The 14817-nt window shown below is 38.6% G+C and carries 10 protein-coding genes and 3 pseudogenes; 7 read left to right on the top strand and 6 right to left on the bottom strand.

Annotated features, from left to right (window positions below; translation table 11 throughout):
• Window positions 1-139: 139 nt before the first annotated feature.
• Window positions 140-397, bottom strand: a complete 258-nt coding sequence (locus tag MF1_RS01640) for an accessory factor UbiK family protein (RefSeq protein ID WP_014923847.1) — start codon at window positions 395-397, stop codon at window positions 140-142.
• Window positions 398-659: 262 nt separating this feature from the next.
• On the opposite strand from MF1_RS01640, the gene lgt reads away from it, so the two are divergent.
• The 4 genes from lgt to MF1_RS01620 all read left to right on the top strand — a co-directional run bounded on the left by lgt (window position 660) and on the right by MF1_RS01620 (window position 5276).
• Window positions 660-1538 carry a prolipoprotein diacylglyceryl transferase gene (gene lgt / locus MF1_RS01635; protein WP_161510322.1) on the top strand — a complete coding sequence of 293 codons (879 nt, stop codon included), beginning with the start codon at window positions 660-662 and terminating at the stop codon, window positions 1536-1538.
• On the top strand, window positions 1513-2604 hold the full coding sequence (locus MF1_RS01630) for a class I SAM-dependent methyltransferase (RefSeq protein ID WP_161510321.1): 1092 nt from the start codon (window positions 1513-1515) through the stop codon (window positions 2602-2604). Before lgt ends, MF1_RS01630 begins: the two co-directional genes overlap by 26 nt.
• 67 nt (window positions 2605-2671) lie before the next feature.
• Window positions 2672-3463: a peptidoglycan editing factor PgeF gene (gene pgeF, locus MF1_RS01625; protein WP_161510320.1), complete on the top strand. Its 792-nt coding sequence runs from the start codon at window positions 2672-2674 to the stop codon at window positions 3461-3463.
• Window positions 3464-4343: 880 nt separating this feature from the next.
• A complete protein-coding gene (locus MF1_RS01620) occupies window positions 4344-5276 on the top strand; it encodes a ribose-phosphate pyrophosphokinase (protein WP_011179125.1) in 933 nt (310 codons plus the stop codon).
• Here the strand turns inward: MF1_RS01620 and MF1_RS01615 are convergent.
• Window positions 5273-6585 (bottom strand): annotated as a pseudogene (locus MF1_RS01615) (helicase HerA domain-containing protein). The gene MF1_RS01620 and the pseudogene MF1_RS01615 sit on opposite strands and share 4 nt — an antisense overlap.
• A gap of 286 nt (window positions 6586-6871) precedes the next feature.
• Between MF1_RS01615 and MF1_RS01610 the strand changes: the two are divergent.
• Together MF1_RS01610 and pth are read left to right on the top strand one after the other, a co-directional pair.
• Entirely contained in the window at window positions 6872-7498 is a 627-nt protein-coding gene (locus MF1_RS01610; protein ID WP_014923841.1) for a 50S ribosomal protein L25/general stress protein Ctc, read from the top strand.
• Between the two features lie 81 nt (window positions 7499-7579).
• Window positions 7580-8161 carry an aminoacyl-tRNA hydrolase gene (gene pth / locus MF1_RS01605; protein WP_161510319.1) on the top strand — a complete coding sequence of 194 codons (582 nt, stop codon included), beginning with the start codon at window positions 7580-7582 and terminating at the stop codon, window positions 8159-8161.
• A gap of 1379 nt (window positions 8162-9540) precedes the next feature.
• Here pth and MF1_RS01600 read toward each other — a convergent pair.
• Window positions 9541-10284 carry a L,D-transpeptidase gene (locus tag MF1_RS01600; protein ID WP_014923838.1) on the bottom strand — a complete coding sequence of 248 codons (744 nt, stop codon included), beginning with the start codon at window positions 10282-10284 and terminating at the stop codon, window positions 9541-9543.
• 266 nt (window positions 10285-10550) lie between these two features.
• On the opposite strand from MF1_RS01600, the gene ychF reads away from it, so the two are divergent.
• Complete coding sequence (gene ychF / locus MF1_RS01595) at window positions 10551-11654, top strand: redox-regulated ATPase YchF (protein ID WP_014923837.1); 1104 nt, start codon at window positions 10551-10553, stop codon at window positions 11652-11654.
• 669 nt (window positions 11655-12323) lie between these two features.
• Here ychF and MF1_RS01590 read toward each other — a convergent pair.
• The 3 genes and pseudogenes from MF1_RS01590 to MF1_RS06630 form a co-directional block, all read right to left on the bottom strand.
• Window positions 12324-12764 carry a PRC-barrel domain-containing protein gene (locus MF1_RS01590; RefSeq protein ID WP_161510318.1) on the bottom strand — a complete coding sequence of 147 codons (441 nt, stop codon included), beginning with the start codon at window positions 12762-12764 and terminating at the stop codon, window positions 12324-12326.
• 82 nt (window positions 12765-12846) lie between these two features.
• Window positions 12847-13692: pseudogene (locus MF1_RS01585) on the bottom strand (cytochrome c1).
• 22 nt (window positions 13693-13714) lie between these two features.
• Window positions 13715-14816 (bottom strand): annotated as a pseudogene (locus MF1_RS06630) (cytochrome b).
• Window position 14817 lies beyond the last annotated feature (1 nt).

Genomic DNA, 14817 nt, shown 5'->3' with positions numbered 1-14817 from the left:
GCTTTTTTATAAAAACCACTCTGAAAACAAACGGACAATCTGCTCTAACAGACTCAAGATTAAGCATTTTTCAGTTTCATACATCATATTGAAAAATTGGGGATATTTTTTCTAAGAGTCTTATTTTATGGAAACCATTTTATTTTTTTGGTGTCTGTATTTTTTCCAAATCATCAAGGCGTTTTTTCAAGTCACTATTGTTAGCAGATGCTTTCAGCACCATCTCCTTAAAGGTTTCAAATTCTTCGCGTGAAACAAGATCAAGTTTGTTGGCTATCTTTTCAGCCTGCAAGCGAAAAGCTGCTCCCGCTTCACGTTGTATACCCTGCACAACCTCAACTGCATCTGTTGCTAATTTTGCCAATTCATCAAGAATACGGTTTGATCCATTACGCATAACGTTTTTCCTTAAATTTTAATTACTGACGCACGCACTATAGCGTATTTTCATAACATTTAGATACTGTATTTGTTCCTTTTATCCTATCAATTTTATCTTCCCATGCAGATTTCACTTGAGTCTTTTTACACTCCTTTTACCATTATGAATTTTACCATTATAAACCATTGGAAAGCTATCGCTTTCCCGACTTGACCATTGTATGTTCATCTGTCATTCCTAACCATCATATAACCTCATAGATGTAAAGTACTTGCTCATGAACGACCTTTCTTGTCCAGCCATTGCTTTTCCATTTTTTCTCGATCCCGTAATTATCCGTTTAGGCCCTATAGCTCTCCATTGGTACGGGCTTGGTTATGTTGTAGGCATTCTTTTTGCTTGGTGGTATGCGCAAAAATTATTAAAAAAACACTCCCTATGGAACACAAATCATCCTCCTATGGATAAGGAAAAGATAGGAGATTTTGTTGTCTGGTCCGCAATCAGTGTCGTTGTTGGTGGCCGCTTAGGACAAGTGCTTGTATGGGATCTTGCTTATTACTTTAACCGTCCAAGTGCCATTATCGCGGTATGGGATGGAGGTATGTCCTTCCATGGTGGATTCATTGGCATTATCATTGCGATGATCTGGTTTGCCCGTAAAAACAACATAAACATACGAGCAATGTTTGATACCGTTGCTGCTGGTGCCCCTATTGGTATCGGCATTGTAAGAATATGCAACTTCATTAACCAAGAATTATGGGGCAATATTACCACACTCCCTTGGGCCATCTGCTTTCCCTTAGATCCTTACTATCTACCGCGCCATCCAAGCCAACTTTACGAAGCGTTCATGGAAGGATTTCTACTTTTCATCATCTTATTCATTATTATTTTTGCTTTCAAAGCATTAAAACGCCCTGGCACCGTAGCAGGGACATTTATGATAGGCTATGCAATAGCACGGAGCATTTCTGAAGTTTACCGTGCTCCTCAAGAAGATCCAGAATGGTTTTCTACTCTTTTTCATTCTACTGGATTTACCTATGGCATGGCTTTATCTCTTCCCATGCTTTTTTTTGGTATTTATCTTCTTCTCCAGGCTTTCAAACACAAATCTACAGAAAATGGACACCCTAAAAGAAAAAATTGAAGAAATTATTGCACTGAATGGGCCAATCCCTGTTAGTCAATATATAACGTTGGCACTCACAGATCCCCAATTTGGCTATTATCAAACACAAACACCTTTTGGCCGCGCTGGTGATTTCATCACAGCACCTGAAATAAGCCAATTGTTTGGAGAGATGATTGGTATTTGGGCCCTCGCAAACTGGAAGGTCCAGGGTTGTCCTCACCCTTTTATTCTCGCTGAAATAGGTCCAGGACGCGGAACTCTTATGGATGATATTTTGCGTACCATTCAAAAATTATCTCCAAAAGCATTTGATGCTGCTAAAATTTTTCTTATTGAAATAAGTAAAAAACTCGCAGTACAACAGCAAGAACGTCTTTCATCTTATCAAAAACAAATCCATAGCATTGAAAATTTTTCTCAAATCCCCTTGAGTCCCCTTTTCTTAATTGCCAATGAGTTCTTCGATACACTCCCCATCAACCAATATATCAAAATCAACGGGGAATGGAAAGAACGCCGCATTACGGTGAATCAAGATGGAAACTTCATGTTTATTGCTACCCCACATACACTTCCTTCTTATTATCTACAGTTCAGCCTTTCCGAGGTACCTGACGGAACAATTTTTGAACATGCACCCTCACGGTATCAATTTATGCAACAAATCAGCGACCGCTTAGTACAAATGAAAGGTTCTGCTTTGCTCATTGATTATGGTTCTTCTGATCTTGCATTTGGCGATACATTACAAGCACTCTCAAAACATAGATTTCGTGATATTTTTGAAGCTCCCGGTGAACATGATTTAACATCCCATGTCGATTTTTCTTTTTTAAAAACGATAGCCCTTGAACAAGGCTGTTTTGCTGAAATTCTGGAACAAGGAGATTTTCTTTTTACAATGGGTCTACTAGAACGGGCAAGACAGCTTGGAGTCAACAAAAGTGCTGCATTACAAGACAAAATCTGCCAAGATGTCAAACGGCTTGCTGGTCCAGATCAAATGGGAAAATTGTTTAAAGTCCTGCATGTGAATGATAAGAATATACCACTCTCACGCATTTTTAACGACCAACAATAATGCTCATTGACAAACCCTAGCATCTCACACACCATTCTCACTTTAAATGACCACGTAAGGAACTTTTATGAAATCTGTCCCTGAACCCATTCTTGCGAAAGATCTTTTTGCTTTACAGACTCTTGGGATAAAACATGGATTTTTTACACGTCAAGGCGGTGTTTCAAAAGGCCTTTATCACAGCCTCAATGTTGGACAAAGCTCAAACGATCAGCCTGAGCATATCGCACAAAATCGCATTTTAATCGCTAATTATTTTGGTATTAAGGTGCAAAATTTAGTTACTGTCAATCAAATACACTCGTGTAAAGTTGTTGTCGTTGATCAAGCTTTTATTGATGAACCTCTGAAAGCTGATGCTCTTGTTACGACCGCAAAAGATTTAGCAATTGGCATTCTTACAGCAGATTGTGGGCCAATTTTGTTTGCTGATCCACAAGCAGGTGTCATCGCTGCTGCACATGCTGGTTGGCGAGGCAGCTTAAATGGAATCGTGGAAAAAACAATTTCTGTTATGGAAGAACAAGGTGCCAAACGACGATCAATAACAGCGGTTCTCGGACCTTGTATTGGTCCTTGTCATTATGAAGTAACAGACGAATTTTACAATCAATTTATTGATTACCATAGCAAATTTCGAAAATATTTTTTAAAAACAGCTAAAGTAAAACACTTTAGCTTTAACCTATGGACATTCATTATGGACAAACTCCAAGAAGCGGGCGTCAATGCTTCTTCTCTGGGACTGTGCACTTACCAAAATGAACAGCATTTTTTCTCCTACCGCCGTGCAATACATCGCAATGAACCCGATTACGGACGACAAATTTCTGCTCTTATGCTAAAAAATAAAAAATGAATCTCTTTTTTCCTCAATATCAAAACTGCGAAGCAAAGTTTTTATCCGCATAAAAAAATAAACCTGCTTGCGTTCTGTTTTTTTCATAAAAGCTCTAGTGGTTCACAAAACATGAGGGCTGTAACTCTTATTATTTTCAAGACTTGATTGTAAGAGTGCTAACAAGACAATTATTTTAACATGCCTCTCTTATTCGCCTCAAACGTAAGATATCACTAATATGGAAGCTGTTCTCCTATAAAGCAATTGCAAAAACGCCAATCAATATTATATTGGATTTACAGCATTCTTAAAATAAAATATCTTCACTGCATCTACGTCTTAGCATCAAATATACTTTCCACAGACCTAACACTAACACCCATAGAGCATCATCATTTTAGTGAAAACTTGAAGAAGAACATACCACGTATCAAGATATTCAAAAGCGTATTCTAAAATACATGTTCACTCCACAAGATACATGTAAAGATAAAAAATATTTTTAACTACGAAACAAAAAAGATCCGTCCCCTTTTAAACAGTACTGTTTTCAAATAAATACAATAACAGCTCCATTCAAATTGCATACTATCACAAAATAAACTTCTCAATTAATCTTATCATTCAATGACAAAAAGAAAATAAAGAAGCCTGAGCTTTCTATAACAGATGAACCGTGTACAAATAAAATAAGCTCATACCCTATGTTCTTTTCCTCACGAGCCAAAATTTTTCCTCTAACAGTAACAAAAGTTTTGGAAAAAAAGAAAACAAAACACAGCCCCCTTTAACAAGGATAGATAAAATTGTAATGCTTTTGTGATTGTTTCCTTGCAATCTGGTAAGAAAAAGTTAAAAACCATACCATACTCTATTATGATTATTTAGAGGTTCCACCATGAAGCTTTTCTGCGGCAATTCTAATCCACGTCTTGCTGAAGATGTTGCAACTTATTTAAATACTCCCTTAGGTAAAGCAACAGTAAAGCGCTTTGCTGATCAAGAAATTTTTGTAGAATTACATGAAAATGTACGCGGACAAGACGTGTTTGTTTTGCAATCTACATCCTATCCTGCAAACGATCATTTGATGGAATTGCTCATCATGATTGATGCCCTTCATCGTTCTTCGGCGCGTCGTATCACAGCTGTTATACCCTATTTTGGTTATGCCCGGCAAGACCGCAAGCCTGGACCACGTACCCCCATCTCCGCAAAACTTGTTGCAAACTTGATTACTGAAGCAGGAGCCCATCGCGTTTTAACATTAGACCTTCATGCAGGGCAGATCCAAGGTTTTTTTGATATTCCCACGGATAATCTCTATGCTGTTCCGGTTATTTCTCGCGATGTCAAGGTGCATTATTCTCTTGAAAATGTTATTGTTATTTCACCTGATGTTGGTGGTGTAGTACGTGCACGTTCCTTAGCCAAGCGCTTGAATAGTTTGCTAGCTATTGTTGATAAACGTCGTGAACGCCCTGGTGAATCAGAAGTTATGAATATCATTGGAGATGTCTCAGGAAAAGATTGTCTTTTGCTGGATGATATTGTTGATTCAGGCGGAACCCTATGCAATGCAGCAAGCGCTCTCCTTAAACACGGTGCGAATAGCGTCACAGCTTACATCACACACGGTGTTCTTTCTGGAAATGCTATTGAACGTATTACCAATTCAGAAATGAAAGAATTGGTTGTTACTGATTCAATTATGCCAACGGCAGCAGTTGAGAATGCACATAATATCCGCGTTTTACCAATTGCCGACCTTATTGGAGAAGCAATTGCAAGAACAGCAGCAGAGCAATCTGTCTCAAGCTTATTCGGTTAAGTTGCCCCTTTGAAATCTCCCGGTGCTGTTTCTACACCAAGATCAGTAAAAGCTATAATGCGTTGACCGTTTAAATACGTATGAATAACAACAAGTCTACGCTCTTCGAAGTAGGTTAAAAATCGGCGCAATAGCCAACTTAAGCCGAAATTGAGAGAGACTAAAAGAAACTCCTGACATACCGTTTATACAGTAACGAACCAAGAAATCTTTATAAAGAACCGCCATCGAACGATGAGGCAGCTTCAGGGTCATCGATAATTTCCCGAATAACCCGTTCTGCTGAATATCACGATCAACATTAGAGAGTTCAGGAAATAAACCTGGTTCTTCCTCTAACAATTCCTGTTTTTTCTGAACAGCCTTTTCCCACATCTCATGAATTGATTTTTCTCTCATAGGCTTTCGTAATTGTTTAAAAGGAATTAAAAGTTCCTTCAACGAAGCGGCAAAACAAGTTCTTTTACATCAGCCCACTCAGTTGGCAGCGGCATTAATTTAGGCCTAGAAGAGCACACCAATGTTTCGACAAGGCCAATGATGATCGATAAGGGATGTCTTGATAAAGCAGGTCCTAAAGTAATAAAATGATCACGCTCAAAGTCTCTAAACATTTCGGCTTAGCAACGCTCCATTCCCAAAAAATCCGCAGCGTGCAGCATATCAATATGTAAGAAAGTCCAGCTTATTAAAAAATTCGAAGTTTCAGCAGCTACGTTTTTTGCAAGCTTCGCCAAACACTATGTAGCAATGACACCAGGAAGACCACGTTTACACCCTCGACACATAAGATTGGTCATAGCACCGAGCGAAATTTTACGGGCTTCATCAGAAACTTCCCCCGCTGCAGCTGGAGCAAATAATTGTGCTTCATCGACAACAACAAGCATGAGATACCAATAATCGCGTTCCACATCAAATAATGCACCAAGAAAGGCCATCCACAGTACACATTTGTTGTTCAGTGTCTAAATCTTCAAGATTAAACACCACCGAAACCCAATGTTGGCGAATCCTTTGAGCAATACGCGTCAGTTCTTGTTCGCTTCGTTGCGCCTCAACAATAACATGGGCCAATTTATCTGCCAAAGTCACAAAGTCACCTTCTGGATCAATCACACAACAATGTTGGATCCCATAAAGAACTTTGTTCAAGAAGACAGCGAAGAAGATGCGATTTTCCTGAACCGGAATTGCCTTGCACAAGAAGACGTATCGCCAATAATTCTTCAAGATCAATGAATGCTGGTATTGACTTACGCAAAGCATGACGTTCTGCCATCTTACCCAAGGCGATCTCAACCTTCATAACATCTCCAAATTTTATTTTGAATATGTCGGTTCGTATTAGTTTATTCTCCATCTGTTATCATGCTTGTAACATTTCCTTTTTCTTAACGGTAGAAATCATCGATTTTTCCCCACAACTCTTGCATCTGCAAATGATTTGAATTATAGGATAAATTTCTGCGTAGACACCCTTGGAGGCAACGCAGGATGAAGCAATCGCTGCTTATCAGCGTATATCTTCATATTCATACAAAAACTGTTGTTGGTTTTTGATGGATCTCCAATCATGTAAAAGGACTTAAATTATGAGTAAAAGCTACACTCTTAAGGCCGAACTACGCGAGCGGGTTGGTAAGGGGTCCTCCCGTGAACTTCGCCGCAACGGTTTCATTCCAGCTGTCATTTATGGCGATAAACAGCCTCCTTTGGCCATCGCAGTTTCCTATAAAGAAATCTTCTATAAAATTTACGCCGGTGGTTTTCGTACCACTGTTGCCACTATTGCAGTTGGCCAACAGAAAATTATGGTTCTGCCAAAAGATTACCAATTGGATCCCGTTCGTGACTTTCCCATCCATGTAGATTTCTTGCGTGTTTCAGCGCAATCAGTTGTGGAAGTGAGTATTCCAGTACATTTCTTTAATGAAGATACAGCTCCTGGACTTAAAAAGGGAGGTGTTTTAAATATTGTTCGCCACGAAATTGAATGTATTGCTCCAGCAAATGCTATCCCTGAAGCCATTGAGATTGATCTCTCCAACTACTCTATTGGTGATTCTATCCATATTTCAGCAGTAAAATTGCCAAAGGATGTTACTCCAGTGATTCAAGATCGAGACTTTACTATTGCAACTATTGCAGCCCCTGCTGGCATGAATGTGAGTGATGATAGTTCAGAACAAGAGAATGATAAAGATAACGCAAAAACTTAATAAATTTCAGCAGGTGGGAATTTTTCCCGCCTCAACTTATGAGATATTTATTTAACCCCTCTCATTTCACTGAAGGTCTGCATGTGGCTCATTGCTGGTCTTGGCAATCCTGGTTTACAGTATCAAAATAACCGCCATAATATTGGTTTCATGGTTATTGATGCCATTTATCAGTCCTTCTCCTTTTCTCCATGGTCGAAAAAATTTCAAGCAGAAATCTCCAATGGTCTCATAGATGGTGAAAAAACTTTTCTTATAAAACCTCAAACTTTCATGAACCTCTCTGGCCAAGCCATCGGTGAAGTTTTACGATTTTATAAATTAGACTTGAAAAATTTTATTGTCATTTGCGATGAGTTGGACTTACCTCCCGGGAAAGTGCGTGTAAAAACCGCTGGCGGAAATAATGGACACAATGGTATAAAATCCATTGATGCTCATTGTGGCATTGACTACTGTCGCGTACGCTTAGGGATCGGACATCCTGGTTCCAAAGAACTTGTTCACCAGCATGTTCTCGGAAACTTTACGAAATCTGATCAAGAGTGGTTATCTCCTCTCTTAGACGCAATTGCAAAAAACATTGCTCTCCTTATAAAAGGTGATAGATGTCTCTTTATGGACACAATCTCACAAGCAACGAAAAAGAAAAACCTGCAATAAACAAGCTTATTTCTATCGGTTTTATAGCTTAAGTTAAGATTATGAAATCAGAATGGATTGGTGGTAATATCCCATTTGTAAAGCGTTCCATTTATAAAAAAGGCGTATTACTAGCAGAAGTCTTCCATCAATACAGTGCAGCAATCAGCAAAAGATTTACCGTTTACGGATGGTAAGTCTGTTAGGATAGGCGTGAGTACTGAAAACCCTACCCGTTTTTTGTTGAAAGCATTCATTTTATTTTAAAAGCCAGAAGTCAAGGATGAGAGTTTCCCCTTTCGTCAGGTAAATGAGGTACATCCATGCATCCATGCATCCATGTATCCATGTATCCATGTATCCATGGTAAGTGGCATAGTATCCATCGATCAATGTTATAGTCCTGGTTGGTGCTAGAAAAACCGTTGGCATCCAGTTTGGGAAGCGCTTATCAACTTCGTACAAGATCTTGTTTATAAAGATAATCATGAGATACTTAAGATACTCTCGTTTCAAACCTGTTTATGTTGGATCAAACAAAACTATTCGCTTCCACGTCACAAGCCGGATTGGCTGTGTGGATAAAAATATTGAAGAAAAGAGTAAAAATGCCTCTTAGGAACCGTCTCAATGCAAGAGCTGTCTGCACCATTGGGGGTTGTTGGCAAAAATAATGATGGTGCCAGACTGGCTTCTTCCTAAGCGTACGAACTATGATGGTAATCTGTGAGGAGTGATATTACCTTTCTTTGTCCTCACTTCTTCCTGTGTGGGAAACTATAGATTGTATTGTGGGCTATTATAGAAAGAGAAAGGGCAGCATGAGAGGGAAATGTTGCAAAAAGCAGGGCCAAGATTTGACCCTGAAGTGCTTTGTTTGCTGTGGTCAATAACCTTGAGCTAAGCTTTGTGTTTTCTTCTTAAGAACAGGGGACTGGAATGCAGTTATCCAAGCAGCTTGTTTGTTGATGGAGAGGAAAATACACCAGTTGTTAGGGAGATGATAGAAGTTATGTTCAGATGCATGAACAGAAGGGATGAGGAAACAAAATGCATCCTTGTTCTTTCTTCTCATCCAAACCAAACTGCAAAATAGCACAACACAACGATGGTGAACATTTTTATAAAGAATGCTACTTTGTTGAAGCATCCTTTAATAAACGTGACCGCTTCACACCTATCGCCTCTTTGATAAAAACTTCTCCTTTTATGGGATTGCTCATCTCTGATGCAATCGTCCTATGCTCCTAAAAAGTGAGGGGCATAGAAGAGAGTTCACAAAACAAATCAGTACTGTTTTATGCAATATTTGCGCATATACTCTTTATTTTGCAACAGAGCTCATTGAGCAGCAAACCAAAACAACCCAATGAAACTCACCAAACGAGTGCTCCTTGGAATTAAAAAAATTCACTTGGATTGATCGTTGACTGTAGTGGATCGTAAACATTTGATTGTTGACCTAAAACACTACCGCTATTCTCACCGTTTTGCAACACGACTACACGCGCCCCATTGGGAACACGATCATAAAGATCAATGATATCTTGATTAAGCAAACGAATACACCCGCTTGAAATAGCACGGCCAATTGACCATGACTCATTTGAACCATGAATGCGGAAGAGCGTATCCTTCCCATTTCTGAAAAGATAAAGTGCTCGTGCCCCTAATGGATTATCGGGGCCTGGTGGCATTCCTTTCCCCAGATGACCATAACGTTCTGGTTCTCGAGCCATCATTGCCGCAGTAGGAGCCCAACTTGGCCACCGACGCTTGCGCTGTACAGTTCCCTCACCTTCAAACGCTAACCCTTCCTTACCAACACCAATGCCATAACGCAAAGCTTTTCCATTCTCACCAATAAGGTAAAGAAAACATTCCTGCGTATCTATAACCAGTGTTCCAGGTGAATAAGATGTATAATAAATCACTTGCTGACGCCAAAATTTTGGATCAACTGTCGAAAGATCTACAGCAGGTAATAAATAAGGCTCATTTGTTACAGGCCCATATAAGGCCTGTATTTCTGCCGGAATGTATTGAACCTGTTGGGAAGAAAAAAATGACATATCTGACTGACGAGTAGCACAGCCAACCAAAGCCAGAGGTACTGTAATTAAAAAAGCACGACGAGATAACACTCTTATATTTTCTCCGATTAATTTTTCATACAGACCTGCATACTATAAAAAACTTAGCGCACTGTTAACGTTAATTTGGGATTCTTTTATGATGAAGAGTAAGATTTTTTAAAATGGGGTAAAAAAGACAAATGGCTTTTCAGCGTAAGCTTTTTTTCTTCCTTACAGCAACAGGAGACTATGACTCTTCTCAAAATATGCTATAGAAGTGCCAAAGAAACTTTAAACTTTATCCTTGATAACAATCAACAGAGAAGAAAGCACTCATGGGTTTTAAATGCGGTATCGTTGGACTCCCTAATGTCGGTAAATCAACCCTTTTTAATGCATTAACAAAAACAGCCACAGCACAAGCTGCCAATTATCCTTTTTGTACAATCGAGCCAAACACTGGAGAAGTCGCTGTTCCAGATTCGCGAATGGAAAAAATTGCATCGATCGCTGGTTCAAAAGAAATCATTCCCACACGCATCAGTTTTATTGATATTGCCGGACTCGTACGTGGCGCTTCAAAAGGTGAAGGTTTAGGCAATAAATTTTTAGCCAATATCCGTGAAGTTGATGCCATCATCCACGTTTTGCGCTGTTTTCAAGATAATGATATTACCCACGTAGAAGGACGCATTGATCCCGTCTCTGATGCCACAACTGTTGAAACGGAACTCATGCTTGCTGATCTTGAAAGTCTTGAGCGACGAATCGTACAAATCCGCAAACGTGCAACCGGAAAAGATAAAGAAGCTCTGATAATTCTTCCTATTATGGAAGCAGCATTAAACTTACTGCAGAAAGGAAGTCCTGTCCGGTCATTACTCAAAGAGATCTCTTCCGATGAGCGCCGCATCCTTGATAGTTTGAATCTTTTAACCTCCAAACCCGTACTTTATGTTTGCAATGTGAGCGAAAATGATGCCGCTCATGGAAATAGCTTTACCCAAACTGTTGAGAAAATGGCAACAACGCAAAACGCTCAAAGCATTATCATTTCTGCCTCCATTGAAGCTGAGATCACTCAACTTAATGACGCAGAAGCCATAGAATATCTTAGTGCTCTAGAGCTCGTCGAATCAAGTCTCAATTGCCTCATTCGTGCTGGTTACCATTTGCTTGACCTCATTACCTATTTCACCTGTGGACCTAAAGAAACGCGAGCATGGACAATCCCCCGTGGGACTAAAGCACCTCAGGCAGCTGGTATTATCCATTCAGATTTTGAACGCGGCTTCATTCGTGCCCAAACCATCAGCTACGAGGATTATATTGCTCTAGGGGGAGAAAACGGTGCAAAAGAAGCGGGCAAAGCCCGCGATGAAGGCAAAGAATACATTGTGCAAGATGGCGATATCATATTGTTTAAATATAATACCTAATCACTCTAAACGCCTCTATACCTCTAAAAATGCGTAACTACATCTGGGTTGAGTTCTTTTTACATCCTTAAAGTGTAGTACAACGTTGTCTATAATAAATTGGAAAGACGTAACAATAAGCATTATCTATTATTATCTAACGTTGAAGAAAAATAAACTCCAAACAGATTTTTTCTTTCCATTTTTTCTAAACAAACTGCAATATTTGAAATTAGATCAATTGAAAATTGCAAGATTCATTTATGGTGAAAGTGACAAGATACGAACCAAAAAGAAAGTTTTAGAGACATATTTTATGAGGTGTAAAACCCAAGAAAATATCAAAAAATTAATACACGGATTAAGAAAATGGACAATTACAACATGACTGCAAAATCTAGGAGCAAAAATATTACAACCCAAAACACTTTTAGCTAAACAGGTGACTCTATACCATCTCCTATCCAAAGAGCACTAATCGTAGAAAATACGCTAGAGAACGATAACCTTAAGATTCCATCTTATTTGATTAATATATTGATTTTACTAAAGATAATCGAATTTTGAGAAACTAAAGTAGCCTATTTTATAGAATTTTTTAAAGTTTTTCAAAAGATTTTCTGAAACAAAAACAGCGCCATCATAGATATGATAGCGGCTGTTATATTCACAAACGAAAGAAAGGAAAAATTAGTGTATCCAACGTCCTTCATATTTAAATGTTGGAGCTTCCTTCAAAGAATCCTTTGTCGCATTCGTAATAAGCTTCCACTTGCCATAATCATTTGTCATCTGAATCGTTTCTGGAGAAACGACTACATAACTCTCCCCTATACCAAGAAAACCACCAACAGCGATAACAAACCCCATGATACTCTTTTCACGCAAAATAATATCTTTCACTTCGCCAATATTCTCGTTTTCTATGTTGTATACACTTGCACCAATAAGGCTTGATGCAACGAAATCAGTTGCCAAAGGTGTCACATAACGCGCAGATATATCTGAACCCACCTGTACCACCCCCATCGAAGCAATCATCTCAAGTTCAGGAGGCGCCACAGAAGACTGAGCATAAGCACTAGAAGCCATCAAAACTGTCATAAGAGTAGTAAATACAATTTTTTTCATTTTAATATCTCCATTTTACTTTACAAAACCTCAATGCATCGTAACTGGATTTGTTCCCTATATTCTTTTAAGACCAGTAATCCTAGCCTTTTTTCTCCTTCTCAAATTCCTCTTCTAAACTCCTCCAAATCCAAACTTTTAAAATATAAACAAGCCAAACAAAAATGATTAAAAATAAAATAACATGAAAACCAATTTTTTTACGAATTTTCATGTGGAGATCAGCTACCCACATCAAAAAAGCAGAAACATCACGCGCATAATGTTCAACCGTTTCTGGAGTTCCATCCTCATACGAAATAAGACCATCACTTAAAGGAGATGCCATAGCTAAAGCATTACCTGCAATAAAGTAGGGATTTTACCAATAACCATCCGCAATCTTGGTATTTTCTGGCGCTTTCTGATATCTTGTTAAAAGAGCTGTAATATAATTATAATTTGGTCCAGCAGTATTATAATGATTCAGTATATTAGAAATAAAAGCAGGAAACGGCAAAAACACGATACACGCATGTGCCATCAATGATAAATCTGGAGGATAAGCACTATTATGAATAAATCTTGCTTCTTCTTCGTTAGCAAAGGGTGAAGGAAAAGTGTCTGTTGCAACCCCAGCACATTTAAAAAATTTTCCTTCTCTATTAGGAGCATCGCTCACTTCGTATTACCTAACAAAAGCCTTAATCTGTTCCTGATCATAGCCAAGAGCCTTTAAATCATGAAAAGCCACATATTTTAGCCCATGGCAACCAGAACAGACTTTTTTTATAAACCTTCAACCCACACTGCAATTTGCAATTGCATCTTATCTAAAGCCCGAATGGCCCTGAAAAACTCCATTCCTGTTTTTTAGGAGCACGCAAGGGGAAAGAAAAAACTCCTTTTCTTTATCAAAAATATTACGAGCAACACTCGGAAAAAAAATCTATAATAATATAATAATCAATCTATTGTTTTTTCGGTTTCATATCTTCAATAATTGGAGCAGGAAAAGAACGACTCCTTTCAAAAAGAGGTACGATCGGCAAAACAATTAAAAAGAATATAAAATAATAAGTTGAAGGCAATTGTGTCCATAAAAGAATCGTATGACTGATTTTTCTTGACCCCAAGCCAACCAAGAAAAACAACATCAATAATCAACGCCCAAAAGAAAATTTTATAAACAGGTCGGTATCTTGCAGAGCATATTTTAAAGCGGTCTAACCATGGAACAAAAATTAAAATGAAAACCGAACCCGCTAATATAATAACGCCCGCAAAAGTTGATGAAAGAATACCGATACCAAAAGTTATAGCGTGAAGCATAGCATAAAAGGGCAAAAAATACCACTTCGGACTAGAGGCGCCTTGAAAGAATCAACAACACTATAATTTTCAGCCTGCCCCATATATATAATCAGGCATATAAAACAAAAAACAAGCAAAAAAGATCAAAAAAACAGCAAAAGAAATGACAAAAATAATGGAAAATATAAAAACGGTTAAGTACCGGTTGCCCCACGCTATCACCACCAAGAAGTGCCTCATGCAACTGCGTCCCCACCCAAAGAATAGCTTTTAAAAGATCAGCAACCACTGAAGCAGCTGAAGCAGACATCATCCCCAAAATCAACCCATAACCAAAAAATGCTATTGCCATCATGATGATATAGATGAAAATTCCTATGACCCAAACCATTTCTCGCATATTTTTATAAGAACCATAATAAAGCCCGCGTGCCAAATGAATAGAGACAGCGCTAAAAAAGAATGAAGAACCTACAGAATGCCATGGACGAAAAAGCCAACCAAACTGGCCCCACCGAAATCGTTCACCAGTTGCAAAAGCCAAATGAACATCTGCTACTAATGGATAGCCAATACAATGCCAGTTAAAAGCTGCAATAAAAACATAACAGTCAAAATACCGCCAAATGTATAAAAATAATTAAGATTACGCGGAACAGGAAAAACGACAAACGCATTGTAAAAAAACGGAGAAGCGGTAAACGCTTATCACCAACGAGCAACAGCATTTTTAGGAAAATAGGGAGGAAATCTTGTCATC

It is taken from the genome of Bartonella quintana (assembly GCF_009936175.1).
Lineage (GTDB): Bacteria > Pseudomonadota > Alphaproteobacteria > Rhizobiales > Rhizobiaceae > Bartonella > Bartonella quintana.
This window is presented reverse-complemented; position numbering and strand designations above follow the sequence as displayed.

Bases quoted from the DNA above. Each gene is read 5' to 3' on its own strand.
- MF1_RS01640 (WP_014923847.1), bottom strand. From the start codon at position 397: ATGCGTAATGGATCAAACCGTATTCTTGATGAATTGGCAAAATTAGCA.
- lgt (WP_161510322.1), top strand. From the start codon at position 660: ATGAACGACCTTTCTTGTCCAGCCATTGCTTTTCCATTTTTTCTCGAT.
- MF1_RS01630 (WP_161510321.1), top strand. From the start codon at position 1,513: ATGGACACCCTAAAAGAAAAAATTGAAGAAATTATTGCACTGAATGGG.
- pgeF (WP_161510320.1), top strand. From the start codon at position 2,672: ATGAAATCTGTCCCTGAACCCATTCTTGCGAAAGATCTTTTTGCTTTA.
- MF1_RS01620 (WP_011179125.1), top strand. From the start codon at position 4,344: ATGAAGCTTTTCTGCGGCAATTCTAATCCACGTCTTGCTGAAGATGTT.
- MF1_RS01610 (WP_014923841.1), top strand. From the start codon at position 6,872: ATGAGTAAAAGCTACACTCTTAAGGCCGAACTACGCGAGCGGGTTGGT.
- pth (WP_161510319.1), top strand. From the start codon at position 7,580: ATGTGGCTCATTGCTGGTCTTGGCAATCCTGGTTTACAGTATCAAAAT.
- ychF (WP_014923837.1), top strand. From the start codon at position 10,551: ATGGGTTTTAAATGCGGTATCGTTGGACTCCCTAATGTCGGTAAATCA.
- MF1_RS01590 (WP_161510318.1), bottom strand. From the start codon at position 12,764: ATGAAAAAAATTGTATTTACTACTCTTATGACAGTTTTGATGGCTTCT.